General features: G+C 72.7%; 21 protein-coding genes. 8 read left to right on the forward strand and 13 right to left on the reverse strand.

Going from position 1 to position 24,441, the window contains the following annotated elements; translation table 11 throughout:
• Positions 1 to 132: 132 nt before the first annotated feature.
• From ftsH to dacB, 5 genes are all read right to left on the reverse strand, one after another.
• Positions 133 to 2,184: an ATP-dependent zinc metalloprotease FtsH gene (ftsH, locus tag EES43_RS12470; protein WP_124268800.1), complete on the reverse strand. Its 2,052-nt coding sequence runs from the start codon at positions 2,182 to 2,184 to the stop codon at positions 133 to 135.
• 172 nt (positions 2,185 to 2,356) lie between these two features.
• Positions 2,357 to 2,896 (reverse strand): hypoxanthine phosphoribosyltransferase, encoded by a 540-nt coding sequence (hpt, locus tag EES43_RS12475; protein WP_124271944.1) that lies wholly within the window; start codon positions 2,894 to 2,896, stop codon positions 2,357 to 2,359.
• A gap of 96 nt (positions 2,897 to 2,992) precedes the next feature.
• The gene (gene tilS, locus EES43_RS12480) at positions 2,993 to 4,102 is read right to left on the reverse strand and encodes a tRNA lysidine(34) synthetase TilS (RefSeq protein ID WP_124268801.1); all 1,110 of its coding nucleotides are present in this window, start codon (positions 4,100 to 4,102) and stop codon (positions 2,993 to 2,995) included.
• 189 nt (positions 4,103 to 4,291) lie between these two features.
• Positions 4,292 to 5,425, reverse strand: a complete 1,134-nt coding sequence (locus EES43_RS12485; RefSeq protein WP_124268802.1) for a zinc-dependent metalloprotease — start codon at positions 5,423 to 5,425, stop codon at positions 4,292 to 4,294.
• Positions 5,426 to 5,495: 70 nt separating this feature from the next.
• Positions 5,496 to 6,971, reverse strand: coding sequence for a D-alanyl-D-alanine carboxypeptidase/D-alanyl-D-alanine endopeptidase (gene dacB / locus EES43_RS12490; RefSeq protein ID WP_124268803.1), 1,476 nt, complete (start codon positions 6,969 to 6,971; stop codon positions 5,496 to 5,498).
• 86 nt (positions 6,972 to 7,057) lie between these two features.
• On the opposite strand from dacB, the gene EES43_RS12495 reads away from it, so the two are divergent.
• Both EES43_RS12495 and EES43_RS12500 read left to right on the forward strand, forming a co-directional pair.
• Positions 7,058 to 7,552, forward strand: a complete 495-nt coding sequence (locus EES43_RS12495) for an inorganic diphosphatase (protein ID WP_037691000.1) — start codon at positions 7,058 to 7,060, stop codon at positions 7,550 to 7,552.
• Positions 7,553 to 7,729: 177 nt separating this feature from the next.
• On the forward strand, positions 7,730 to 9,433 hold the full coding sequence (locus EES43_RS12500; RefSeq protein WP_124268804.1) for a threonine/serine exporter family protein: 1,704 nt from the start codon (positions 7,730 to 7,732) through the stop codon (positions 9,431 to 9,433).
• Between the two features lie 75 nt (positions 9,434 to 9,508).
• Here the strand turns inward: EES43_RS12500 and EES43_RS12505 are convergent, their stop codons facing one another.
• Positions 9,509 to 10,207: a DedA family protein gene (locus tag EES43_RS12505; RefSeq protein WP_124268805.1), complete on the reverse strand. Its 699-nt coding sequence runs from the start codon at positions 10,205 to 10,207 to the stop codon at positions 9,509 to 9,511.
• A 164-nt stretch (positions 10,208 to 10,371) separates the two neighbouring features.
• Here EES43_RS12505 and EES43_RS12510 point away from each other — a divergent pair, with 164 nt between their 5' ends.
• From EES43_RS12510 to EES43_RS12525, 4 genes are all read left to right on the forward strand, one after another.
• Entirely contained in the window at positions 10,372 to 10,737 is a 366-nt protein-coding gene (locus EES43_RS12510) for a YbjQ family protein (RefSeq protein ID WP_124268806.1), read from the forward strand.
• A gap of 131 nt (positions 10,738 to 10,868) precedes the next feature.
• Positions 10,869 to 12,164 carry an ion channel protein gene (locus EES43_RS12515; RefSeq protein ID WP_124268807.1) on the forward strand — a complete coding sequence of 432 codons (1,296 nt, stop codon included), beginning with the start codon at positions 10,869 to 10,871 and terminating at the stop codon, positions 12,162 to 12,164.
• A 151-nt stretch (positions 12,165 to 12,315) separates the two neighbouring features.
• Positions 12,316 to 12,939: an NAD(P)H:quinone oxidoreductase gene (gene wrbA, locus EES43_RS12520; RefSeq protein ID WP_124268808.1), complete on the forward strand. Its 624-nt coding sequence runs from the start codon at positions 12,316 to 12,318 to the stop codon at positions 12,937 to 12,939.
• Between the two features lie 129 nt (positions 12,940 to 13,068).
• Positions 13,069 to 14,496 (forward strand): glutamate decarboxylase, encoded by a 1,428-nt coding sequence (locus EES43_RS12525; RefSeq protein ID WP_124268809.1) that lies wholly within the window; start codon positions 13,069 to 13,071, stop codon positions 14,494 to 14,496.
• A 19-nt stretch (positions 14,497 to 14,515) separates the two neighbouring features.
• Here EES43_RS12525 and EES43_RS12530 read toward each other — a convergent pair whose 3' ends face one another.
• From EES43_RS12530 to EES43_RS12540, 3 genes are all read right to left on the reverse strand, one after another.
• The gene (locus tag EES43_RS12530) at positions 14,516 to 15,157 is read right to left on the reverse strand and encodes a PadR family transcriptional regulator (protein WP_124268810.1); all 642 of its coding nucleotides are present in this window, start codon (positions 15,155 to 15,157) and stop codon (positions 14,516 to 14,518) included.
• A gap of 88 nt (positions 15,158 to 15,245) precedes the next feature.
• A complete protein-coding gene (locus EES43_RS12535; RefSeq protein ID WP_124268811.1) occupies positions 15,246 to 16,703 on the reverse strand; it encodes an aldehyde dehydrogenase family protein in 1,458 nt (485 codons plus the stop codon).
• A gap of 58 nt (positions 16,704 to 16,761) precedes the next feature.
• Positions 16,762 to 17,643 carry a helix-turn-helix domain-containing protein gene (locus EES43_RS12540; RefSeq protein ID WP_206430184.1) on the reverse strand — a complete coding sequence of 294 codons (882 nt, stop codon included), beginning with the start codon at positions 17,641 to 17,643 and terminating at the stop codon, positions 16,762 to 16,764.
• Between the two features lie 336 nt (positions 17,644 to 17,979).
• Here EES43_RS12540 and EES43_RS12545 point away from each other — a divergent pair, with 336 nt between their 5' ends.
• The gene (locus EES43_RS12545; protein ID WP_124268813.1) at positions 17,980 to 18,489 is read left to right on the forward strand and encodes an ATP-binding protein; all 510 of its coding nucleotides are present in this window, start codon (positions 17,980 to 17,982) and stop codon (positions 18,487 to 18,489) included.
• A 189-nt stretch (positions 18,490 to 18,678) separates the two neighbouring features.
• Here EES43_RS12545 and EES43_RS12550 read toward each other — a convergent pair whose 3' ends face one another.
• On the reverse strand, positions 18,679 to 18,921 hold the full coding sequence (locus EES43_RS12550) for a DUF397 domain-containing protein (RefSeq protein ID WP_124268814.1): 243 nt from the start codon (positions 18,919 to 18,921) through the stop codon (positions 18,679 to 18,681).
• A 263-nt stretch (positions 18,922 to 19,184) separates the two neighbouring features.
• Between EES43_RS12550 and EES43_RS12555 the strand changes: the two genes are divergently transcribed.
• Positions 19,185 to 19,682: a hypothetical protein gene (locus EES43_RS12555; RefSeq protein ID WP_124268815.1), complete on the forward strand. Its 498-nt coding sequence runs from the start codon at positions 19,185 to 19,187 to the stop codon at positions 19,680 to 19,682.
• Positions 19,683 to 19,712: 30 nt separating this feature from the next.
• On the opposite strand, the gene EES43_RS12560 is transcribed toward EES43_RS12555, so the two are convergent.
• From EES43_RS12560 to EES43_RS12570, 3 genes are all read right to left on the reverse strand, one after another.
• Positions 19,713 to 21,839 (reverse strand): FUSC family protein, encoded by a 2,127-nt coding sequence (locus EES43_RS12560; RefSeq protein WP_124268816.1) that lies wholly within the window; start codon positions 21,837 to 21,839, stop codon positions 19,713 to 19,715.
• A gap of 140 nt (positions 21,840 to 21,979) precedes the next feature.
• Positions 21,980 to 23,212 carry a DUF2786 domain-containing protein gene (locus tag EES43_RS12565; protein WP_124268817.1) on the reverse strand — a complete coding sequence of 411 codons (1,233 nt, stop codon included), beginning with the start codon at positions 23,210 to 23,212 and terminating at the stop codon, positions 21,980 to 21,982.
• A 188-nt stretch (positions 23,213 to 23,400) separates the two neighbouring features.
• Positions 23,401 to 24,315 carry an NADP-dependent oxidoreductase gene (locus EES43_RS12570; RefSeq protein WP_124268818.1) on the reverse strand — a complete coding sequence of 305 codons (915 nt, stop codon included), beginning with the start codon at positions 24,313 to 24,315 and terminating at the stop codon, positions 23,401 to 23,403.
• Positions 24,316 to 24,441 lie beyond the last annotated feature (126 nt).

Here is a 24,441-nt window from a genome sequence, read left to right on the forward strand (position 1 = left end):
CGCGGGTTCGCGCGCAGACATCGCCGGCATACGGAAGAGCCGCGCCCCCACAGGCTAAAACCTGGGGGGGCGCGGCATCCATTCCGGGCCCGGTGAGGCCCCCGTGACGGGGGTCTCACCGGAGGGACCGGCCTAGCTCTCGGGACGCTCCTCGGGGTGCGTCTCGGGCGACGGGCGGTCCTTCGTGAGGTCCGTCGGCGCGATCTCCGGAGTGGCCGAACCGTTGGCGGTCGAAGCGCCGTTGGTGAGGGCCAGCTCCTTGGGGGAGAGGACCGGAGGCCGCGTCGACGGGGTGCGCCGGGCGGAGCCGGTCCACGCCGGGCGGGCCGGACGCTTGACGATCGGGGCGAAGATCTCCGCGATCTCCTCCTTGCCGAGCGTCTCCTTCTCCAGGAGTTCCAGGACGAGGGCGTCGAGGATGTCGCGGTTCTCGACGAGGATCTCCCACGCGTCGTTGTGCGCGGTCTCGATGAGCTTCTTGACCTCTTCGTCGACGAGCGCGGCGACCTCTTCCGAGTAGTCGCGCTGGTGGCCCATCTCCCGGCCCAGGAAGGGCTCGGTGTTGTCGCCGCCGAACTTGATCGCGCCGAGACGCTCCGTCATGCCGTACTGCGTGACCATCGCGCGGGCCGTCGCGGTGGCCTTCTCGATGTCGTTCGCCGCGCCGGTGGTCGGGTCGTGGAAGACCAGCTCCTCGGCCGCGCGCCCGCCCAGCATGTACGCCAGCTGGTCGAGCATCTCGTTGCGGGTCGTGGAGTACTTGTCCTCCTCCGGGAGCACCATCGTGTAACCGAGGGCGCGACCGCGGGAGAGAATCGTGATCTTGTGGACCGGGTCCGACTGGGGGGAGGCCGCCGCGACCAGGGCGTGTCCGCCCTCGTGGTACGCGGTGATCTTCTTCTCCTTCTCGGACATGATCCGGGTCCGCTTCTGCGGGCCCGCCACGACGCGGTCGATGGCCTCGTCGAGCATCTCGTTGTCGATGAGCTTCCTGTTGCTGCGCGCCGTCAGGAGCGCGGCCTCGTTCAGCACGTTCGACAGGTCGGCGCCGGTGAAGCCGGGCGTGCGCCGCGCGACGGCGCCGAGGTCGACGCCCTCCGCCACGGGCTTGCCCTTCTTGTGCACCTTGAGGATCTCCAGGCGGCCCTGCATGTCGGGGCGGTCGACCGCGATCTGCCGGTCGAAGCGTCCCGGGCGCAGCAGCGCCGGGTCGAGGATGTCCGGGCGGTTCGTGGCGGCGATCAGGATGACCCCGCCCTTCACATCGAATCCGTCCATCTCGACGAGCAGCTGGTTGAGCGTCTGCTCGCGCTCGTCGTGACCGCCGCCCATGCCGGCGCCGCGGTGGCGTCCGACGGCGTCGATCTCGTCGACGAAGACGATCGCCGGGGCGTTCGCCTTGGCCTGCTCGAAGAGGTCGCGGACCCGGGAGGCGCCGACGCCGACGAACATCTCGACGAAGTCGGAACCGGAGATCGAGTAGAACGGCACGCCCGCTTCGCCGGCGACGGCGCGTGCGAGCAGCGTCTTGCCCGTACCGGGCGGCCCGTAGAGCAGGACGCCCTTGGGGATCTTGGCGCCGACGGCCTGGAACTTCGCCGGCTCCTGCAGGAACTCCTTGATCTCGTAGAGCTCTTCGACAGCCTCGTCGGACCCCGCCACATCGGCGAAGGTCGTCTTCGGGGTGTCCTTGGTGATCAGCTTGGCCTTGGACTTGCCGAACTGCATGACCTTGGAGCCGCCGCCCTGCATCTGGTTCATCAGAAACAGGAAGACGACCACGATCAGGACGAAGGGCAGCAGCGAGAGGAGGATCGAGACGAACGGGGACTGCTTCGACGGCGAGACGGTGTAACCCTTGTCGATGTCACCCGCCTCGAACTTCTGCTGGAGCGTATTGGCGAGCTCGACGCCCTGGTTGCCGATGTAGCTGGCCTGGAACTTGCTGCCCGACTCTCCGGGGAGCTTCTGCCCGTCCTTCAGTTCGATCTTGAGGATCTGTTCGTCACCGGTGGTCAGCTTGGCCTGCTCCACCTGGTCCTTGCTGATCGCCTGGATCACCTTGCCGGTGTCCACCGTCTTGTAGCCGCCCGACGAGCCGACGACCTGCATCAACACGACCACGGCGAGGACGGCCAGCACGATCCACATGACCGGCCCACGGAAGTATCGCTTCACGTCCATCCATACGGAGCGAAGACGCCCCGTCCCTCCTGCCCGTAGGTAAATGCTGCTGTGAGAAAAGACTGTTCTTCGGACGGTACCCCAGCATTGTCACCAACGACTGCCGGGTACGGCGGAGAAACCTGCTTTCGGAGCCTTCAACGGCCCGGAGGCGGCGAGGGTTCCCCGGGCGTCAGCCGCCGTACACGTGCGGGGCGAGCGTGCCGACGAACGGGAGGTTGCGGTACTTCTCGGCGTAGTCCAGCCCGTATCCGACGACGAACTCGTTGGGGATGTCGAAGCCGATCCACTTCACGTCGATCGCGACCTTCGCGGCGTCCGGCTTGCGGAGCAGGGTGCAGACCTCCAGGGAGGCCGGTTCCCGGGAGCCCAGGTTGGACAGCAGCCAGGACAGCGTCAGGCCGGAGTCGATGATGTCCTCGACGATCAGGACGTGCTTGCCCTTGATGTCGGTGTCCAGGTCCTTGAGGATCCGGACGACACCGGAGGACTGGGTGCCCGCCCCGTACGAGGAGACGGCCATCCAGTCCATCGTGACGGGGGTGGACAGCGCGCGCGCCAGGTCGGCCATGACCATCACGGCGCCCTTGAGGACGCCGACGATGAGCAGGTCCCGGCCCGCGTACTCCGCGTCGATCTTCGCGGCCAGCTCCCCGAGCTTCGCGTCGATCTCTTCCTTGGTGAGGAGCACCGACTGGAGGTCGGAGCCCATGTCCTTCTCGTTCACCCGCGTCTCTTTCTCGCCTGCCGGCCCGGAGCGCGCCCCGGCCCTGCCCGGCTGTTCGCCTGCACTTCAGCCGCTTGCGCGTCAGCTCTGCCGAATGACCAGTCTGCCACCCTGCCGTCGGGCCTCGACGCGGCCGGGCAGGTTGATGGCCCGCTGGCCGCGCCAGCCGGTGATCAGGCGGTCGACTTCTTCGAGGTGCCGGGCGAAGAGGGAGCCGGCGGGCGCGCCGGCCTCGATGACGGCCCGGCGCAGGACCCGACGGCGTACCGCGGGCGGCAGGCCGTAGAGCTTGGCGCACTCCAGCTGCCCGGTCTCGTCCCGTACGGAACGCTCCGCCTCGGCGGCCCAGGTGTCCAGGGCGTCGGCGTCGTCGCGGGAGAGCTGGGCCGTCCGGGCGAGGGCTTCGACGACGCCCTTGCCCAGGGCCTTCTCCAGGGCGGGCAGTCCTTCGTGGCGGAGCCGGGAGCGGGTGTAGGCGGGGTCGATGTTGTGCGGGTCGTCCCAGACGGGCAGCGACTGGACCAGGCATGCCTTGCGGGCGGTCTGCCGGTCGAGCTGGAGGAAGGGGCGGCGGTAGCGGCCGGCGGGTCCGGAGGCCGCGGCCATGCCGGAGAGCGAGCGGATGCCGGATCCGCGGGCGAGGCCGAGCAGGACGGTCTCGGCCTGGTCGTCGCGGGTGTGGCCGAGCAGGACGGCGGCGGCGCCGTGGCGCTCGACGGCGTCGTCCAGGGCGGCGTAGCGGGCGTCGCGGGCGGCGGCCTCGGGGCCGCCCTCGCGGCCGACGTGCACGGCGACGGCCTCGACCGGGTCGAGGTCCATGGCGGAGAGCCGGGCGACGACCTCGGCGGCACGGAGGTCGGACCCCGGTTGGAGGTTGTGGTCGACGGTGATGCCGCCGGCCCGGACGGCGAGCTTGCGGGCCTCGAAGGCGAGCGCGGAGGCGAGTGCCATGGAGTCGGCGCCGCCGGAGCAGGCGACGAGCACGAGCGGGGTGTCGGGGTGTTCGGCGAGGGGGGCGCGGTGGCCGCCCGCGGCGGCTTCGGCGAGCCGGGGGCCGGCCGCGTGCGCGGGGCGCCGCGCCTGACCGGCGGGCCGTTCGTTCTCGGCGTGCCGGTGGAATTCGGTGAGTACGTCGTGGAGTACGCGGCGGACCGCCAGGCGTATCGCCGCGACCGCAGGATGGGGACCCATGTCCGGTGCCCTTCGTGGAGTTCGGGAGGAGCGTCGAGCGCCGGAACGCGTGAGTCCCGTCACTCAGAGTGCGTCGATGGTGACAGAGATAAGCTGTTCATCGAGCATTGCACGCCTTCCCATGCCTCTACGGTCCCTCGGATGGGTGATTGGTGGGTGGATATCCGGTCGCGGGGCCGCCCGCGGAGATCACTCTGCCTTACGGTGCACGCGCGCGACCCAGTCGGCGGGCCGGGCGATCTCGGCCTTGGTCGGGAGGGTGTTGGGGGAGGTCCAGACGCGGTTGAAGCCGTCCATGCCGACCTCCTCGACGACGGCGCGGACGAACTTCTCGCCGTCGCGGTACTGGCGGAGCTTGGCGTCCAGGCCGAGCAGCTTGCGCAGGGCCTGGTCGAGGCGGCTCGCGCCGCGGGCGCGTCGCTGCTGGAACTTCTCGCGGATCTCGGCGACGGATCCGACGATCTCGGGGCCCACGCCGTCCATGACGAAGTCCGCGTGGCCTTCGAGCAGGGACATCACGGCGGTGAGGCGGCTGAGCACCTCGCGCTGGGCGGGCGTCTGCACGAGCTCGACGAGGCTGCGTCCGCCCTCGTCGCCCTGCTCGCCCTCGGGGCGGCCGGCGCCGGAGAGCGACTGGGCGGCCTCGCGCAGGCGCTCCAGGAAGGTCATCGGGTCGACGTCGGTCTCGTCGAGGAAGGTCTGGATCTCGCCGCGGAGGTGGTCGCGGAGCCAGGGGACGCCGGTGAACTGCGTGCGGTGGGTCTCCTCGTGGAGGGCGACCCAGAGCCGGAAGTCGTGCGGGTCGACGTCGAGTTCGCGCTCGACGTGGACGATGTTGGGGGCGACGAGGAGGAGCCGGCCGCCGCCGGAGGCGGAGCCGGGCAGCTCGCGGGTGGCCGGGGCGAAGGTCTCGTACTGGCCGAGCACCCGGGAGGCGAGGAAGGAGAGCAGCATGCCCAGCTCGACGCCGGTGACCTTGCCCCCGACGGCGCCGAGGACCACGCCGCCGGGGCCGCCGGGGCGGCGGCTCTCCATCTTGGCGAGCAGCGGGCGGAGCAGTTCGCGGAAGCCGGCGACGTTGGCCCTGATCCAGCCGGCCCGGTCGACGACCAGGACGGGGGTGTCCTCCGGTTCGGTCCCTTCCGGGATCATCCGGGTGAAGAGGCGGACGTGCTCCTCCGACGCCTTGGCGTGGCGGCGCAGCTCCGCGACGACGGCGCGGGCGTCCTCGCGGCTGATCTCGGGTCCGGGTCGGACCAGTCGGGTCGCGGTCGCGACCGCGAGATTCCAGTCGACCATCTCGGCACCACCGATGCTCGTCATGCGTCAACCGTACGTGAGCGCGTCGCCCGGTGGTGGGGTGTTGCGCGGCTCTTCGGGTGGAGGGGGCCGTTCACCGGGCCGGCCGGGAGAGTGCGGTGGCCAGGGCGTCGAGGGCGGATTCGGCCTCGGGACCGGAGGGGGTGCCGGAGGCCAGGAAGGCGAAGGCCAGGAGCCGGCCCTGCGGGTCGACGACGGTTCCGGCGAGGGAGTTGACTCCGGTGAGGGTGCCGGTCTTGGCGCGGATCAGGCCGGTGCCGCCGGAGGTCCCGGTGTAGCGGCCCCCGAGGGTGCCGGTGAAGCCGGCGACGGGGAGTCCGGTGAGGACGGGGCGCAGTTCGGGCCGTTCGGGGTCGGCGGCGCGGGCGAGCAGGGTGGCGAGGAGGTCGGCGGAGACGCGGTCCTCGCGGTCGAGCCCGCTGCCGTCGGCGAGCCGGGCGCCGGTGAGGGGGGCCTTGAGCTTCTTCAGTTCGGCGGTGACGGCCCGGCGCGCTCCGGCGAAGTCGGCGCTCTCCCCTGCGGCGATGGCGGTCTGCCGGGCGAGGGCTTCGGCGATGTCGTTGTCGCTGTTGGTGAGGGTCCGCTCGACGAGGGCGGAGAGCGGCGCGGAGCGGTGGGTGGCGACGGTGCGGGCCTTGGCGGGCGGTTGTGCGTGCCGGGGCCGGCCGGTGACCTCGACGCCCGCCTTCTCCAGGTGTGCGGCGAAGGCGCGGGCGGCGTCGCCCGCGGGGTCCTGGCTGCGTGGTGCGGGTCCGCGGTCGGTGCCGTCGAGGCGGCCCTCGTCGACCATCAGGGCGGTGACGGGGGCGATGTTGTCGTTGGGGCCGATGGGGTGGCGGGCGGGGCCGGTGTAGCGGGAGGTGTCGTAGGCGACGCGGACGGCGGGGGCTCCCGCGTCGCGCAGGGTCCGGGCGGCGGTTCCGGCCAGGGAGCGCAGGGCCGAGGAGGTGAGGGTGGGGTCGCCGCCGCCGACCAGGGTGAGGGTGCGGGAGTCCGGGGAGAGGCGGACGGTGGTGGCGATGCGGTGGTCGGGGCCGAGGGCGGAGAGCGCGGCGGCGGTGGTGGCGATCTTGACGGTGGAGGCGGGGGTCCTGGGGGCGGAGGCGGCGTGCCCGTAGAGCTGCTTGCCGGTGGCCGTGTCGATGACGGAGGCGGCGGGGCGCTTGCCGAGTGCGGGGGCGGCGAGGAGCGGGGCGAGGGTGGAGCGCAGACGGGCGGCGTCCTGCGGGGCCGTCCGGGCGACGGCGGCGGCGAGGGCGTCGAGGACGGCGGGGGCGCTGGGGGCGGCTTCGACGGCCCCGGGCGCGGTGCGGCCGTGATGTGCGCCACCTGTGCGGTCCGGGGCGGCGGCGAGCTGCCGCTCGGCCTTACGCTGACCGTTGTCCCAGGGGCCGGCGGCGAGGACGGCGCCGGTGGCGACGACCAGGCCGAGCACCGCGGAGCCTGCGGTGAGCCGCCAGGTGTGCTGCGTGTCGCGTTGCGCGAGGTCCTTGAGTCCGCCCCATGTGTCCAACGGCCAGTTCGAGGATCTTTCCACCGGCTCGGCCACCCTTGACCAGCCCCTTTCGCGAGCACTCTTCTGCGTGGGGGACACTTAACCACCCGTCGTATGTGTTGATCATGGAGGAGCCACCCGTGGAGTTCGACGTCACCATCGAGATCCCGAAGGGTTCGCGGAACAAGTACGAGGTGGACCACGAGACCGGTCGGATCCGCCTGGACCGTCGACTCTTCACCTCGACCAGCTACCCGGCCGACTACGGCTTCGTCGAGAACACCCTCGGCGAGGATGGCGACCCGCTGGACGCGCTGGTCATCCTGGACGAGCCGACCTTCCCCGGCTGCCTCATCAAGTGCCGTGCCATCGGCATGTTCCGGATGACGGACGAGGCCGGCGGCGACGACAAGCTGCTGTGCGTCCCGGCATCCGACCCCCGGGTGGAGCACCTGCGCGACATCCACCACGTGTCGGAGTTCGACCGCCTGGAGATCCAGCACTTCTTCGAGGTCTACAAGGACCTGGAGCCCGGCAAGTCCGTCGAGGGCGCCGACTGGGTCGGCCGCGCCGAGGCGGAGGCCGAGATCGAGGCCTCGTACAAGCGCCTTGAGGCGCAGGGCGGCAAGCACTGACGTCCCTCCTCCGGTTTTGTCGGTGAACCGGACGGCCGTACGGGAACGGGCGGCGCACCTTCGCGGGTGTGCCGCCCGTTTCGCTGCCCGCACCGTCCGGCGTGCGCGGCCCATGCCGGTGGCCATACTGGGCACACGTGCGGCCAGGGACGTGCAGCCGAGGAGGAGCGAGGTCGAGTGGTGGCGGAACCGGGCGGTCCGGAGGACCAGAAGCCCCAGTCCGACGAGGCGCGCAGCGCCTTCGTCCCGCCCGCCGGGACGAGTCAGCCGGCGTCGCCGCCCGAGGAGGACCACCCGACGTCGGAGTTCGCGCTGCCGACCGGGGTGCACCCCGATCCGAACGGTCCGGGTGGACCGGGCGGCGGTCCGGCGGGCGGCTCCCCCTCGGACGCGCTCGGTTCCGCTTTCACTCCGCCCCGGACGTACAACGCGCAGCAGTCGCCGCCCGCGTTCACTCCGGCGCAGGGCATTCCGATGGTCCGGCTGACCAAGGAGGCGCCCTGGCAGGACCGGATGCGCACGATGCTCCGGATGCCGGTGACCGAGCGGCCGGCGCCGGAGACCGTGCAGCGCACCGACGACGACACGGGGCCCGCCGTGCCCCGCGTCCTGGACCTGACGCTGCGTATCGGGGAGCTGCTGCTGGCGGGCGGCGAGGGCGCCGAGGACGTCGAGGCGGCGATGTTCGCGGTGTGCCGCTCGTACGGGCTGGACCGGTGCGAGCCGACGGTCACGTTCACGCTGCTCTCCATCTCGCACCAGCCGTCGCTGGTCGAGGACCCGGTGACGGCGAGCCGCACGGTGCGCCGGCGGGGCACCGACTACACCCGGTTGGCGGCGGTGTTCCGGCTGATCGACGACATCACCACGCACGAGGCGGAGGTGTCGCTGGAGGAGGCGTACCGGCGTCTCGCGGAGATCCGCCGCAACCGGCACCCGTACCCGGGCTGGGTGCTGACGGCGGCGGCGGGGCTGCTGGCCGGTGCGGCCTCCGTGCTGGTCGGCGGCGGGGTGCTGGTCTTCCTCGTGGCGGCGGCGGGCGCGATGCTCGGCGACCGGCTGGCGTGGCTGTGCGCCGGGCGCGGGCTGCCGGAGTTCTACCAGTTCACGGTGGCGGCGATGCCGCCGGCGGCGTTGGGCGTGGCGCTGACGCTGACGCACTCGACCGAGGTCCGCCCGTCCGCGGTGATCACCGGTGGGCTGTTCGCGCTGCTGCCGGGGCGGGCGCTGGTGGCCGGGGTGCAGGACGGTCTGACGGGTTACTACATCACGGCCTCGGCCCGGCTGCTGGAGGTCATGTACCTGGTCATCGGGATCGTTGCGGGGGTGCTGCTGGTCCTGTATCTGGGGGTCCAGCTGGGCGCGGCGCTCAATCCGGAGGCGCAGTTCGTGCCCAGCGACCGGCCGGTGATCCAGATCCTGTCGTCGATGGCGTTGAGCCTGGCCTTCGCGGTCCTGCTCCAGCAGGAACGTTCCACCGTGCTGGTGGTGACGCTGAACGGCGGTGTGGCGTGGGTCGTCTTCGGGGCGATGGCCCGCACCGGCGGCATCTCGCCGGTCGCGGCGACGGCGGTGGCGGCCGGCCTGGTGGGGCTGTTCGGGCAGTTGTTCTCGCGCTACCGGTACACGTCGTCGCTGCCGTTCATCACGGCGGCGATCGGGCCGCTGCTGCCCGGTTCGGCGACGTACTTCGGTCTGCTGGGCGTGGCGCAGAACGAGCTGGACGCCGGGCTCGCGTCGCTGTCGACGGCGGTGGCGACGGCGCTGGCCATCGCGATCGGGGTGAACCTGGGGAGCGAGATCTCCCGGTTGTTCATGCGGGTGCCGGGGGCGGTGGGCGGTTCGAGCCGCCGGGCGGCGAAGCGGACCAGGGGCTTCTGACCGGAAGGCGCCCCTCCCGGCGCGGCGGTGGCCGTGCCGGGAGGGGCGCCTTGGGACCTGTCCGTACGCGGCCGGTCAGCGCTTGGCGTGCCGCCCGCGGCCGGAGGCCGGACCGCCGCCGGGGCCGCCCTCCTGCTGGTCGGGGGCGGCCTTCCTGGACTGGCTGCGGGCCCGGAGGACCTCGATCACGATCGGCACGACGGAGATGAGCACGATCAGGATGAGGATCAGCTCGATGTTCTCGTGGACGAACCGGATCTTGCCGAGCAGCGCGCCGAGCACGGTGACGCCGACACCCCAGAGGACCGCGCCGACGACGTTGTACGTGATGAAGGAGCGGTAGTTCATCCGGCTGACGCCCGCGATGATCGGCGTGAACGTGCGCACGATGGGCACGAAGCGGGCCAGGACCAGGGACTTCGGGCCGTGCTTCTCGAAGAACTCGTGGGCCTTCTCCACGTTCTCCTGCTTGAAGAGGCGGGAGTCGGGGCGCTTGAAGAGGGCCGGGCCGACCTTGCGGCCGAAGAGGTAGCCGACCTGGTCGCCGATGACCGCGGCGGCGGCGATCAGCGCGCAGACCATCCAGAGCGGGTACTTCAGCTGGCCCGTGGTCACCAGCAGCCCCGTGGTGAACAGCAGGGAGTCGCCGGGCAGGAAGAACCCGATCAGGAGTCCGGACTCGGCGAAGACGATGAGGAGCAGACCGGGAAGGCCGAACGTGTTGAGCAGATAGTCCGGGTCCAGCCAGCTCGGGCCGAGCGCAAGCGTATTCAAGGTCCGGGCTCCAGGATGTGTGCGAGGGCGGCTGCGTGGGCGCCCCAAGCTATCAACGCCGCGCGCGTGCCCCGGGATCCAGTGGTCGTTGGTCCCAGTGGCGCACAACGGGAATGCGCATCCTGCGGAGCGGGCCGAAGCTGGTCGCAGGAGGTGCCACGGACATGGGCATTGAGGAATACGGCGGCGGGCAGACGGCCCAGGCGGACGTGCTGGTCGTCACCACGAACGACGTACCGGGATACCAGGTGACGCAGGTCATCGGCGAGGTCTTCGGGCTGACCGTCCGCTCGCGCCATCTGGGCAGCCAGATCGGGGCGGGGCTGAAGTCGATGATCGGCGGCGAGCTGCGGGGGCTGACCAAGACCCTGGTGGAGACGCGCAACCAGGCCATGGAACGGCTCGTGGAGCAGGCGCGGTCGCGCGGGGCCAACGCGGTCCTGATGATGCGCTTCGACGTGAGCGAGGCGGCGGACGTCGGTACGGAGGTCTGCGCGTACGGCACGGCGGCCGTGATCAGCCGTCCGTGAGCGCGGGGCGGGACGCTTGACGCGGAGAGGCAGGGCGGCGCGGCGCGGCCGGGCGGAGGGGCGGCGCGGCGCGGAGGGGTCCGGTCCGCCGGGTGGGCGTTTCGCGGCTTTCGTGACTCTATGGTGAGCCGGTGGCCCCTGAACCCCCCGCCTCCGCTCCACCCGCTCCCCCGCGGCCCGCGGCGGCCCCGGTGCGGCGGCTGCTGCCGCTCGTCCTGCCCGCCCTGGCCGTCGGCGTGGTGTCCGCGCTGATCCTGCTCGGGGTGAGCCTGCTGGCGGAGCAGCTCCAGGACGTGCTGTGGAAGGACCTGCCGGACGCGCTGGGCGTCGGCCGGTACTCCTCGCTGTGGATGATCGTGATGCTCACCGCGACCGGCCTCGCGGTGGGCCTGGCCCTGTGGACGGTGCCGGGCCACGGCGGTCCCGATCCGGCCACCACGGGGCTCGTCGATCCGCCGATGCGGCCCGGCGTGCTGCCCGGACTGCTGCTGGTGACGGTGCTGGCGCTGGCGGGCGGGGTGAGCCTCGGGCCGGAGAACCCGATCACCGCCGCCAACATCGCCCTCACCTACTGGCTCGGCCGGCGGGTGGCGCCGGGCGCGCCGGCCCAGCTGTGGATCGCGCTCGCCGCCGCCGGGACGATCGGCGCGCTCTTCGGCACCCCGGTGGCCGCCGCCCTGATCCTCTCCGAGACGCTGGCCTCGCAGCCGGGTCCGGGGGCGTTCTGGGACCGGCTGTTCGCCCCGCTGGCGGCGGGCGCGGCCGGGGCGCTGACCATGTCGCTCCTCGACGAGCCCAGCTTCGACCTGGCGCTTCCCGCCTACAGCGGCCCGCACTGGGGCGACCTGCTCTCGGCACTGGTGGTCGCCTCGGCGGGCGCGGTGCTCGGACTGCTGGGCGTGTACGCGTTCCCGCCGGCGCACCGGCTCTTCCGCGCGCTGCGCCATCCGGTGCTCGCGCTGACGCTCGGCGGGCTGGTGCTGGGGCTGCTCGGCGCGCTGGGCGGCCATCTGACCCTGTTCAAGGGGCTGGACCAGGTCAAGCAGCTGGCCGAGACCCCGGACGGGTGGTCGGCCGGGGAGTTCGCGGGGATGGCGGTGGTCAAGATGGCCGCGCTGGTGGTCTCGGCGACCTGCGGCTTCAGGGGCGGACGCATCTTCCCGTCGGTCTTCGTCGGGGTGTCGCTCGGGCTCGGCGCCCACGCGCTGGTCGACGCGGTGCCGACCTCGCTCGCGGTCTCCTGCGCGGTGCTGGGCGTGCTGCTGGCCGTCACCCGGCAGGGCTGGCTGAGCCTGTTCACCGCCGCGGTGCTGGTCAGCGAGGCGTCCGTGCTGCCGCTGCTGTGCGCGGCCACGCTGCCGGCCTGGCTGCTGGTGACCGGGCGACCCCAGATGGAGCTGGACCGGAACGGCCTCCCGCGGCGCTGAGCGCCCCGGCGCCGCCCCGTCGGGGCGACGCCGGGGCGACGCCGCATCCGACGGGCCGCATCCGACGCGCCGCTTGCGTCGGATATCCGTATTGTCACCTTCGTATGGCTACGCCCCAACGCGCCGATGCTGTCCCGACGGAGGTCTCCGCATGCCCACGCCCGTGAACGTCGCCGTCATCTACTACTCGTCCACCGGCACCGTGGCCGCCATCGCCAAGGCCATGGCGGAGGACGCGGAGCGGGCCGGGGCGCGGGTGCGGCTGCGCAGGGCGGCGGAGCTGGCCCCGCGGTCCGCCGTCGACGCCAACCCCGCCTGGGCGGCCAACGTGGAGGCCACCGCCTCCGTTCCCGAGGCCGCGCCCGACGACATCGTCTGGGCCGACGCGGTGATCTTCGGTTCGCCGACGCGGTACGGGAACGTCACCGCGCAGCTCAAGCAGTTCATCGACACGCTCGGCGGGCTGTGGCAGTCGGGGCAGCTGGCCGACAAGGTGTACAGCGGCTTCACCGCCAGCGCCACCACCCACGGCGGCCAGGAGTCCACCCTGCTGGCGCTCTACAACACGATCCACCACTTCGGCGGCATCCTCGTCGCCCCCGGCTACACCGATCCGTCGAAGTTCGTCGACGGCAACCCGTACGGCACCTCGCACGTCGCGGGCCAGGGCGACATCCCGGTCGGCGCGCAGACCCTGACCGCAGCCCGTGTCCAGGCGGAGCGGGTCGTGAAGTTCACACGGGCCATCAAGGCCGGACTCGCCGCCGAGGGCTGACCGGCGAACCGGGCGGAGCGAGCCGCCGGGCCCGGCAGCCGGGCGGAGCGAGCCGGTACCGGGACGCGACCCGGGCCGGCGGCCGGACAGAACGGACGGCCGAAGAGAACCGAAAGGGCGGACGTATCCATGGCACTGCACCGAGGCACCCGGCCGGCGCGGGACGACGAATCCGGCGAGCCGAGCAAGCTGGCGCTCAACCCCTTCTTCGGGGAGGCGAATCCGGCGGCCGGGATGAACACCGCCCCGCCCCGGCACCGGCTGCCGGACGGCCCGCTGCCGCCGTCGACGGCGTACCGGCTGGTCCACGACGAGCTGATGCTCGACGGCAACTCCCGGCTCAACCTGGCCACGTTCGTCACCACCTGGATGGAGCCGCAGGCCGGGGTGCTGATGGGCGAGTGCCGGGACAAGAACATGATCGACAAGGACGAGTACCCGCGCACCGCCGAACTGGAGCGGCGCTGCGTGGCGATGCTCGCCGACCTGTGGAACGCGCCCGAACCGACGTCCACCGTGGGGTGTTCGACCACCGGTTCGAGCGAGGCGTGCATGCTCGCCGGGCTGGCCCTCAAGCGGCGCTGGGCGCTGCGGAACGCCGACCGCTACCCGGCGACCGCGCGGCCCAATCTGGTGATGGGCGTCAACGTGCAGGTGTGCTGGGAGAAGTTCTGCGCCTTCTGGGAGGTGGAGGCGCGGCAGGTCCCCATGGAGGGCGGCCGGTTCCACCTGGACCCGCAGGCCGCCGCCGAGCTGTGCGACGAGAACACGATCGGCGTCGTCGGCATCCTCGGCTCCACCTTCGACGGCTCCTACGAGCCGATCGCCGAGCTCTGCGCGGCCCTGGACGACCTCCAGGAACGCACCGGCCTCGACATCCCGGTCCATGTGGACGGCGCGTCCGGCGCGATGGTCGCCCCGTTCCTCGACCCGGACCTGGTGTGGGACTTCCGGCTGCCCCGGGTGTCGTCGATCAACACCTCCGGCCACAAGTACGGGCTCGTCTACCCGGGCGTCGGATGGGCGCTGTGGCGCTCGGCCGACGCGCTGCCGGAGGAGCTGGTCTTCCGCGTCAACTACCTGGGCGGCGACATGCCGACCTTCGCGCTGAACTTCTCCCGGCCCGGGGCGCAGGTGGTGGCGCAGTACTACACGTTCCTGCGCCTGGGGCGCGACGGCTACCGGGCGGTGCAGCAGGCGTCCCGGGACGTGGCCTGCGACCTGGCGCGCGCGGTGGAGGAGCTGGGCGACTTCCGGCTGCTCACCCGGGGCGACGAGCTGCCGGTCTTCGCCTTCACGACGGGCGAGGACGTCCACGCGTACGACGTGTTCGACGTCGCGCGCCGACTGCGGGAACACGGCTGGCTGGTTCCCGCCTACACCTTCCCGGCCAACCGGCAGGACCTGTCGGTGCTGCGCGTGGTGTGCCGCAACGGGTTCTCCTCGGACCTCGGCGAGCTGCTGATCGAGGACCTGCGGCTGCTGCTGCCCGACCTGCGGTCGCAGCGCCACCCGTTGAGCCACGACCGTCCGGTGCCGACGGCCTTCCACCACTGAGGCCGGTGCCGAAGGACGGCTACGCGTCGTCCCCCGGGTCGCGGACGCCGGTCGCGTAGGGGTTCTCCTGCCCCTCTGCGAGGACGCCGACGAACGGGTCGCCCTCGCCGGCGAAGGTGTACGCGCCGCCCTCGATCCGGGCGATCAGCCCCTGCGTCCACTCGGCGTCCGCGTCGGCGGTGTGCACCCACAGGTTCATGATCTCGCCGATGTGGCCGAGGGATTCGGGGCCGCCCTCGGGGGTGTAGTACCCGGTGACCGCGGTCCGCCACCGCTTCATGCCCTCGACCCGCTCCCGCAGCAGCGCCACCGCCTCCTCGCGGGGCAGGTCGACGATGAACCCGACGGCCGCCGAGAGCACGTCCATGCCCTGGTCGTGGGAGCGGAGCGCCGTACGGAGCAGGGCGCGGTACTCCTGGACGCCCTGCTCGGTCACCTCGTACTCGGTGCGGGGCGGGCCGCCCGCCGTCGACGGGGCGGTCTCGTGCGCGAGGAGCAGGCCCTGCTTCGCCATCTGCTTCAGGGCGTGGTAGATCGAGCCCGGCTTGGCGTTGGACCACTCGTGGGCGCCCCAGTACTCCAGGTCGTTGCGGACCTGGTAGCCGTGCGCGCGGCCGTGCATGCGCACCGCGCCGAGGACCAGCAGCCGGATCGCCGACATGCGCCCACACTTCCCGTCTTCCTGTACGGCTTCGGCCAGGGGCCGTCCCAGGCTAGCCCGTGGCGGGGACGGCGGCCCGGGCGGGCGGTCAGAACGGGAAGACCGTGCGGCCGTGCTGGATCGACATCCACTTCTGCGTCGTGAACGCCTCCACGGCGGCCTCGCCGTTCAGCCGCCCGACGCCGGACAGCTTCTCGCCGCCGAACGCGACCAGCGGCTCGTCGTGGATGGTCGAGTCGTTGACGTGGAACATCCCGCCGGTGATACGCCGGGCGAAGCGCACTCCGCGCTCGGTGTCGCGCGTATGGACCGCACCGCTCAGTCCGTACGGGCTGTCGTTGACGAGCCGCACCGCCTCCTCCTCGCCGTCGAACGTCATCAGCAGCGCGACCGGGCCCAGGATCTCCTGGTCCAGCAGCGGGGAGTCGGGGGCGAGGCCCGCCAGGACGGTCGGCTCGACGACGTTGCCGCGGGTGCGGCCCCGCACCAGGGCCCGCGCCCCGTCCGCGATCGCCCGGTCCACCAGGGCGGCCAGCGCGTCGGCCTGGAAGGCGTTGACGACCGGGCCGATGCGCGTCCGCGGGTCGCGCGGGTCGCCCGCCTCGAGCGCGGCCACCTCGGCGGTGAACAACCCGGTGAACTCGGCGGCGATCGAGCGGTCCACCAGGATCCGGTTGGCCGCCATGCTGACCTGGCCCTGGTGGAGGAAGCGGCTGAAGAGCGCGGCCCGCACCGCGTACTCGACGTCGGCGTCCTCCAGCACCACCAGGGCGCTGTTGCCGCTCAGCTCCAGGACGGTCCGCTTGAAGAGCCCGGCGGCGGTGGCGGCGACATGGCGTCCGACCCGGTCGGAGCCGGTGAACGAGATCACCTTGGGCACGGGGTGGGCGATGAAGGCGTCGCCGATCTCGGCGCTGTCGGTGATCACGATGTTGAGGAGCCCGGCGGGCAGCCCGGCCTCCTCGAAGATCTTCGCGACCAGCCCGCCGCCCACCACGGGCGCGGCCTGGTGGGGCTTGACGACCACGGCGTTGCCGAGGGCCAGCGCGGGCGCGACCGACTTCATGGTCACCAGGAAAGGGAAGTTGAAGGCGCTGATGACGCCGACGACGCCGACGGGCAGCCGGTAGAGGCGGTTCTCCTTGCCGTCCGTGACGGAGGGCAGCAGCCGGCCCGCGGGGCGCAGCGCCTGCCGCACCGCCTCGCGCAGGAACTCCTCCGCGGCGCGGACCTCGTACTCGGCGCGCGGCCGGGTGCCGCCCAGTTCGTCGACGATCGCCTCGACGATCTGCTCGGTGCGCTCGCCGGTGATGCGCAGGGCCCGCTCCAGCACGGCGCGCCGCTCGTACGGGTTGGTCGCGGCCCACTCCCGCTGGGCGCGCTCGGCGGCGCGGTAGGCCCGGTCGACCTCGCGCGCGGTGGCCACGGTGATCGCGGCGAGTTTCTCACCGTTGAAGGGATTGAAATCGATGATGTCCCACGAGCCGCCGCCACTGCACCACTCGCCGTCGATGTACTGGTGGGCCAGTTCATGGAAGTAGGACATGCAATCCCTTACTGCAGGCGTTCGCAGACTCCTGATGAGACGTCATCGTACTGATTAATCACGTGAGTTGAAGAAGCCCACGGAGGAGATCGCGGCTCTCTTCCGGCCCGGGGCTGTCCTCGCACAGGCAGGCCATGGCCTTTTCGTACTGCGCGACTTCCTCGGCCTTGTCCAGATAGAGCGCGCTGGTCAGCTGCTCCAAATAGACAATGTCCGACAGATCGGATTCCGGGAAACGCAGCATCGTAAAGGAGCCGCTCTCGCCCGCGTGCCCGCCGTGGCTGAACGGCATCACCTGGAGCGTGATGTTCGGCTGCTCCGACATGTCGATCAGATGCCTCAACTGGGCGCGCATCACCTCGCGGTCGCCATACGGGCGGCGCAGGGCCGCCTCGTCGAGGACGGCGTGGAAGGTGGGGGCCCGCTCGGAGACGAGCGCCTTCTGGCGCTCCAGGCGCAGCGCGACGCGGCGGTCGATCTCGGCCGCGGAGGCGCCGCGCATGCCGCGTTCGACGACGGCGTGCGCGTACGCCTCGGTCTGCAGGAGCCCGTGCACGAACTGGACTTCGTAGATGCGGATGAGGGAGGCGGCCCCCTCCAGACCGATGTAGGTCTGGAACCACCCCGGCAGCACGTCGCCGTAACTGTGCCACCAACCCGCCACGTTGGCCTCGCGCGCCAGCCCCAGGAGCGCTTCGCGCTCCGCCTCGTCGGCGACACCGTAGAGCGTGAGCAGGTCCTCGACGTCCCTGGCCTTGAAGCTCACCCGTCCCAACTCCATGCGGCTGATCTTCGATTCGGAGGCGCGGATGGAGTAGCCGGCCGCCTCACGGGTGATGCCGCGCGACTCCCGCAGCCGTCTGAGCTGAGAGCCCAGCAGGATGCGCCGCACCACCGATCCACTCGACTCGCCTGCGGACACAGGTCCGACCCTCCCCATCGCCAACCGGTCAGTCGGGGCCCCCGAACCCCAAGTGCCGGATTCTGCCACCAAAACGCTTCAGCCCGTACTCATTCGATTACGGAAATGAGAAGACGTCCAGAAAGCTCCGAAACTGCCCACGGGAAGAAATGCCCCAGAACCACCACGCTATCGGGCAGGTCCGGCGCGTGCACGTGCATCTGCCCTTGCATCTGCCCTGCGCATTCGGAAGCATGGTCCTCGCGCACCTGCGTGCTCGTGTTGTGCCGCTGTACCCCCGCAGTACCGCTACAGGCAGTACCGCTACAGCCGCGAATCCCGGGAGTGCCTCGTATGGGGACGAATGGATCGACGATGCTCGAGCCGTTACGGCAGGGGCTTCCCCCCACCGACCCCTCGGGGGTCGCCGGATCGGCTTCCTGCGCGCTTCCCGCCCGTTACGAAGCGGTCGGCGGGGCACGGAAGTTCACCAGATCCACCCTGGAGCGGTGGGAGCTGGGCGAACGCTTCGACGACGTCGCCCTGGTCGTGTCCGAGCTCGTCACCAACGCCCTGCGCCACGCGCTGCCCACCGACCCGCCCCGGGAGTTCCCGGAGTCGCCGGTGCGGCTGCACCTGATGCGCTGGGCCACGCGGCTGGTGTGCGCGGTGCGCGATCCCAGCCGGGAGAGCCCGGTCGCGGGCGAGGCGGCGGACTCCGCCGAGTCCGGGCGCGGCCTGTTCCTGGTGGAGTGCGTCAGCGACAGCTGGGGCTGGCACCCCTCCCCCGCGCTGCCCGGGGACCTCTCGCCCGCCGGCCCGTTCTGCGGCAAGGTCGTCTGGGCCCTCTTCCGGCTCCCGGAGAACACCCCGCCCGGCCGCTGAGGCGCCACGCGCCCCGGGCCGGGCGGGCTTCGGGCGCGGATACGAGCGCGGGTGCGGATGCGGATCCGGGGTTGCGCTCCCGCGCGCGGGCAGGCCGAGCGGCGGCACACGCGCGCGAGGTGGCACGTGTACGCTCACGGCCACTGGCACGTGTACGCGGACTGCCCGTACGCAGGGTGCGTGGCCGCGTCAGGCTCCGGCCACCAGGTGGTCGAACTCACCGTCCTTGACGCCCAGCAGCAGGGCCTCGATCTCGGCCGGTGTGTAGACGAGGGCCGGCCCGTCGGGATGGCGCGAGTTGCGCATCGCCACACTCCCTCCGGGTAGTTTCGCGAACTCCACGCAGGATCCCTGGGAGTTGCTGTGACGGCTCTTCTGCCAGACGGCTCCGCGGAGCTCCGTGGCCGCCATGCCGTTGTACACGTGGTGCACAGGACGCTCCCCGAGTTGCAAGGTGCAAGTGTCAACTAGCTCGGATCATAGCTGTGTTCATATGCCAATGCATGAGCAGATGCACGTGCACGCGGGGTGTTGCCGCGATTACAGGCTTTCCGCGCGAACGGCGCTCCCGGCAGTGTCCCCGGAAGAGAGACGAACGGCACGCCTATTTGGCTCCCGGTTACCGGAGTCGGCCGGAGAACCCCTGGTAACTTGGCGCGGTCTTTCGACCGGAAATCAGCAAGGGGGAACTCCACGTGGACAGGTTCGCAACCACCGGCGCCGTTCTGGCCGCCGCTCTGGCCGCCTCGCTGGCCCTGACCGCCTGCGGCAGCGGCGACGACTCCGCGGCGAAGGCCCCGGCCGCCGAGGCGGGCGCGACGCCGGACGGCGGTGGAACGGCCGGGTCCGCCGGGAGCGCCGACGCCGACGCGGCGGCGCTGGAGGGCACCTGGGTGGGGCTGACGGACGGCCGGAACGTCACCGTCTCCATCACCTCGGGCAAGGTCGCGCTCGTCGCCGACGAGTCCGTCTGCCAGGGCGACGTGAAGGACATGGGCGAGGTCATGCTCGCGCTGACGTGCACCGGCGGCGGCGCCGACCGCACGATGGGCTCGATCGACTCCAACGACGGCCGCAAGCTCGTCGTCGCCTGGGACGGCGGGCCCAAGGACACGCTCACCAAGGCCGACCCCGGCAAGCTGCCCACGGACCTGCCCGACCTGCCCGACCTCCCGGACGTCGAGTCCCCCTGACGCCGGTCTCTCCCGGCGCGGGCCTCCGCGTCACTTCCCCGCGAGCGTGCTGCTGACGCGGGTGCTTCCGCCGCGCTCGTCCAGCGCGCGGGTGAACTCCTCCAGCGCCTCCAGGAGCAGCGCCGCGCCCCGGCGCACGACCGGGTCGCCGGCCGGGGACGTGCCGTCGCCGTCCGCCGTCGGCACGTCCCACCGCGCCACCGCCTCCGCAGCCGGGCGCCAGTCGGGCAGCCGCCGCTCCCGTACGGCACGGGCGCCCTGCTCCGTGGCGCGGCGCAGCGCCTCGGCCAGCTCGGCCGCGCCGGGGACCGGTTCCGCCGAGGCCGCCGGAAGGTGGGCCTCCAGCACCATCGCGGAGCGGCCGAGCTGGCCGAGGGCGTGCTGGGCGTCGGTGGCCGCGGCGCGGGAGATGCCGCGGTGGCGCACCGGCTCGTGCTGCGCGGCGGCCAGCGCCTCCTGCCAGGCCACCCGGGCCTCCCGGGTGGCGAGCACCGCGGACCGGACCGCGTCCAGGTCGCGGTGGGCCGGATCGGCGTACTGGTCGATGACGGTGGCCGCGTACCGCCCGTCCGCCACCAGCCAGTCGGCGAGCCGGTAGCGCAGCCGCGGCGTCTCCCACGCCGGGTAGAGCGCGTACGAGACCATCGCGAGGAGCCCGCCGACGAGCGTCAGCACGATGCGCTCGGTGACGGTCTGGGACCAGTCGCCGCCGGCCATGCCGAGCAGGAAGACCACGTAGGCGGAGACGCAGACCTGGCCGACCACGTACCCGGTCCGCATCAGCAGGTACATCAGCCCGGCGCAGACCACCGCGAGGACCGCCGAGAGCGTGTCCGACGGGTGCGCGCCCCGCACGACGGCGGTGGCCAGCCCGACGCCGACCAGCGTGCCGCCGAACCGGGCCACGGAACGGGCGTACGTCTGCGAGAACTCCGGGCGCATCACCATGACGGCCGTCATCGGGGCCCAGTAGCCGTGCCCGAGCGGCAGCGCCGCGCCGACGAAGTACCCGGCGACCGCGACCACCGCGACCCGGATCGCATGGCGCAGGATGGCCGAGCCGTGGTGCAGTTCGCGGCGCATCGCGGCCAGGACCACCGGCGCCAGGCGCGGCAGCGTGGGCCGGTGCCGGGTGTCCGGGGCCAGGTCGGAGGGGATGCCCCGGGCCGTCCCGGTGCCCTCCGCGATCTCCAGCACGTCGTCGAGGAGCGCGGCGAGCCGGTCGGCGGCGCGGCGGGCGGGGCCGACGAGGATCACGTCGTTGTCGGGCGTCTTCAGGACGCCGAGGTCGGTGGCGGAGAGGTGGACGGGTTCGCCGTGCCGGACGGCGCGGGCGGCGGCGTCGAGCACGGAGCCCGCCGCGCCCAGCAGTTCGTTCACCCAGGCCCGCTCCAGCCCCTCGCCGGGCACGCCCATCGCCGGGTCGGCCAGCGAGGCGAGCACCGGGCGCAGCCGTTCGGCGACGCCGCGGGCCCCGTGCAGCTCGGCCGGGCGGCGGCGGGCCTCGCGCGGCGTGACGGCGGCGGCGCTGCGCGCGGTCATCAGCGGCAGCGGGTCGAACGGGGCGAACGGGTCGAGGCGCAGCCGTCGGGCGTAGTCGGCCTCGGCGGCCAGTGCGTCGGCGAGCGCGTCGCGCTGGGCGCCCCATCGGCGGACCGGGAACAGGACGATGAGCGCCGCCTGGACCACCCCGCCGACCGCGATCATCCCCGCATGGGCGGCGGCGTCCTCGACGGAGGTCGGCAGCGTGATCGTCACCAGCATGATCGCGACGTTGGACGCGGCGATGATCCCGCCGGTCGGACCCGCCGCCCAGGCCAGCCCGGCGAGGAAGGTCCAGGCCCCGAGCAGGCAGAGGAAGAGGACGGTGTGCGCGCCGCTGACGTAGCCGACGAAGGTCGACACGGCGAGGCTCACGCCGGAGACGAGCGCGAGCACCGGGCGCGGGCGCCAACTGCGCTGGAAGGTCGCGATGGCCGCCTGGAACGCACCGAACGCCGAACTCGCCGCGATCTGCGGCCCGAACAGGGCCAGGCTCGTACCGACGACGAGGGCGAGCCCCACCGCGCCGCGCAGGGCGATGAGCGGTTCCAGCTTCAGGCGCTCGATCTCCAGCCCGGATCGCGCGGTCTCCTTCAGGGCCCGGAGCCAGCTCATGGCCCGAGCCTACGGGACAGCCCGTTGGACAGCCTTTTGCGGCAAACCATGACAAGTCGACGTGACAAACCGGCGTGACAAACCGACGTGTCAAACCGGCGTGACGAGCCAGCGTGACGAGCCGGCGTGGCAAACCGGACTTACGCCATGATCTCGCCGTCACCGTCGGAGCGGCCTCCGCGGTCGGAGCGGCCGCCGCGTCCGCCGTCGCTACCGCCTCCGCCGCCCATCCGGGCCCGGTCGGCGGCCTCCCTGCCGTGGTTCCAGCCGTCCACGTCCGTGGCCCCGCGCACCCGGGCCGTCGTCGTACGGGGGAACATCCGCTCGGCCACGCCGGTGACCGCGACGTCCCGCGCGGCCAGCACCGGCAGCAGCCCGCCGCCGGGCGCCCCGGCCGGGCCGTCGCCCGCCGCCGCCCCGGCCTCGGCCGTGACCCGCTCGGCGCCGTCGGCGAGCCGGCTGCCCAGCCGCTGCGCGTACGCCATGAGGAACGACTGCCGGAACGTCTTGGTCCGCTTGCGTCCGCCCGCCCGCTGTCCGGCCTCCGCCCGGGTCATCGCCGCCGTGCCCTGGACGAGCAGCGAAGTGAACAGCAGCTCCACGGCCTCCAGGTCCGGCTCGAAGCCCACGACCGTGGTGAAGGCCAGATCGCTGTTCCACACGGCCCGGCACCGGTTGGCCGAGGCCACCGCGTCGAGCAGGATCGCCTTCGCGCTCTCGTACGGGGGCTCCACCCCGATCCGGCAGGCCCCGGGGGACTCGGCGCTCCGGGTGCGGGCGGCGAGCAGGGCCTCGTCGATGCTGTGCCGGGCCATCAGCTCCTGGGCCTTGGTGGTCAGCGCCTCGGCCTCCTCCGGGAAGCCGGTCGCCTCCGCCTTGGCCAGCAGCGCCCGGATACGGGTGAGCATGCGGGGCTCGTCGGGGGCCGGGGCACGGTGGAGGTGGTCGGCGGCGGTGCCGGGCGGCGGCCCGACGGGCTCGATCGCGGGCAGCCGCAGCAGCAGGCGGTACAACTCCAGCAGATCGCAGGCGTACGAGAACCGGTCGGGCCGGTTGCGCGGGGCGGCGGCGGGCAGTTCGTCGAGTTGCCCGCGCCAGCGGGGCGGCAGCGCCGGGTACCGGGCGGTCTCGGCGGCGACCAGGGTCGCGGCGAGCGCGGCCCGCCGCTCGTCGAGCTCCAGCCGCACCAGGCGGATCAGGTCGGCCGGCTGCCAGCCCCGGTCCCAGGCCCGGCGGACGAACTCCTCGCCGCGCCGGTGCAGCGCGTCGTCGGCGTCGGGGGCGGCGGCGAGCAGCGAGGCGCCGGTGTCCAGGGCGGCGTCGCCGTCCGCGTAGAGCGCCGCCGCGCATGCCTGGTCGATCACCGGTTCCATCCGACCAGGGTAGGCGGGCGGCGGGGGTGGCGGCCGAGGAGGCCGAGGAGGCCGAGGAGGCCGAGGAGGCCGAGGAGGCCGAGGGCTTGAGGCACCCCGGCCCGGGGCGGCCGGGGTGGAGGGGGCTTCGGGCGGACCCGGCCGGGGGCGGCCGGAGCTTCAAACGGACCCGGCCCGGGGGAACGCCCTTACGGCAGCAGCACCATCTTGCCCCGGACGTGTCCGGCCTCGCTGGCCTCGTGCGCGCTGCGGGCGTCGGCGAGCGGGAAGGACCGGGAGACCTCCACGCGCAGCTCGCCGGAGGCCGCCAGCCGGGCGTTCTCCGCGAGGCGCCCGGCGGACGGTCCGCCGCCGCCCGACGAGAAGGCCACGCCCAGCTCGGCCGCGTCTCCGTCGGCGATCGTGACGATCCGGTCCGTCGTACCGCCGCGCAGTTCGATCGACTCCGGCAGCGCGCCGCGCCCCGACACGTCGAACACCGCGTCCACGCCCTGCGGAGCCAACTCCCGTACCCGCTCGACCAGCCCGGAACCGTACGCCACCGGGACCGCGCCCAGCACTCGGAGGAAGTCGTGGTTGGCCGGGGAGGCGGTGCCGATGACGGTCGCGCCCCGGGCGACCGCGAGCTGCACGGCGACCGACCCGACGCCACCGCTCGCACCGTGCAGCAGCAGCGTCTCGCCCTCCGCCAGGGCCAGCTCGTCCAGCACCCGGGAGGCGGTGTCGGTGGCGACCGGCAGCGCGGCGGCCTGCGCCCAGGACAGGTCCGGCGGCTTGGGGGCCAGGGACGACTCCTCGGCCAGCGCCTCGGCGGCGTAGGAGCCGGTGGCGCTCCAGCCCAGGACCTCGTCGCCCGGTGCGAAGGCCGTGACGCCCTCCCCGGCCTCCTCGACCACCCCGGAGAACTCCGCGCCCGGCGTGGCGGGGAGCGCGGTGGGGAAGACCGGCTCCATCGCGCCGCTCCTGATCTTGTGATCCAGCGGGTTCACCCCGGCTGCGCGCACCGCCACCCGGACCTGGCCGGGTCCGGGGCGGGGGGCGTCGAGCCGGGCCAGGTGCAGGACGCCGGGGCCGCCGAACTCCTCGTACACGATCGCTTCCATGGAGTGATCCTCACCCCTGCGAGGCCGTGCGGCCAGTCGACGAGGGCGGAGGAGGGGGCGGTCTGTCGGGCAGCAGGCGGGCCCGGCAGGCCCGGCAGGCCCGGCAGGCCCGGCAGGCCCGGCAGG

The sequence above is a fragment of the Streptomyces sp. ADI96-02 genome (genome assembly GCF_003846185.1).
GTDB lineage: Bacteria > Actinomycetota > Actinomycetes > Streptomycetales > Streptomycetaceae > Streptomyces.

Bases quoted from the DNA above. Each gene is read 5' to 3' on its own strand.
- ftsH (WP_124268800.1), bottom strand. From the start codon at position 2,184: ATGGACGTGAAGCGATACTTCCGTGGGCCGGTCATGTGGATCGTGCTG.
- hpt (WP_124271944.1), bottom strand. From the start codon at position 2,896: ATGGGCTCCGACCTCCAGTCGGTGCTCCTCACCAAGGAAGAGATCGAC.
- tilS (WP_124268801.1), bottom strand. From the start codon at position 4,102: ATGGGTCCCCATCCTGCGGTCGCGGCGATACGCCTGGCGGTCCGCCGC.
- EES43_RS12485 (WP_124268802.1), bottom strand. From the start codon at position 5,425: ATGACGAGCATCGGTGGTGCCGAGATGGTCGACTGGAATCTCGCGGTC.
- EES43_RS12510 (WP_124268806.1), top strand. From the start codon at position 10,372: ATGGGCATTGAGGAATACGGCGGCGGGCAGACGGCCCAGGCGGACGTG.
- wrbA (WP_124268808.1), top strand. From the start codon at position 12,316: ATGCCCACGCCCGTGAACGTCGCCGTCATCTACTACTCGTCCACCGGC.
- EES43_RS12525 (WP_124268809.1), top strand. From the start codon at position 13,069: ATGGCACTGCACCGAGGCACCCGGCCGGCGCGGGACGACGAATCCGGC.
- EES43_RS12530 (WP_124268810.1), bottom strand. From the start codon at position 15,157: ATGTCGGCGATCCGGCTGCTGGTCCTCGGCGCGGTGCGCATGCACGGC.
- EES43_RS12535 (WP_124268811.1), bottom strand. From the start codon at position 16,703: ATGTCCTACTTCCATGAACTGGCCCACCAGTACATCGACGGCGAGTGG.
- EES43_RS12540 (WP_206430184.1), bottom strand. From the start codon at position 17,643: ATGGGGAGGGTCGGACCTGTGTCCGCAGGCGAGTCGAGTGGATCGGTG.
- EES43_RS12545 (WP_124268813.1), top strand. From the start codon at position 17,980: ATGCTCGAGCCGTTACGGCAGGGGCTTCCCCCCACCGACCCCTCGGGG.
- EES43_RS12560 (WP_124268816.1), bottom strand. From the start codon at position 21,839: ATGAGCTGGCTCCGGGCCCTGAAGGAGACCGCGCGATCCGGGCTGGAG.
- EES43_RS12565 (WP_124268817.1), bottom strand. From the start codon at position 23,212: ATGGAACCGGTGATCGACCAGGCATGCGCGGCGGCGCTCTACGCGGAC.
- EES43_RS12570 (WP_124268818.1), bottom strand. From the start codon at position 24,315: ATGGAAGCGATCGTGTACGAGGAGTTCGGCGGCCCCGGCGTCCTGCAC.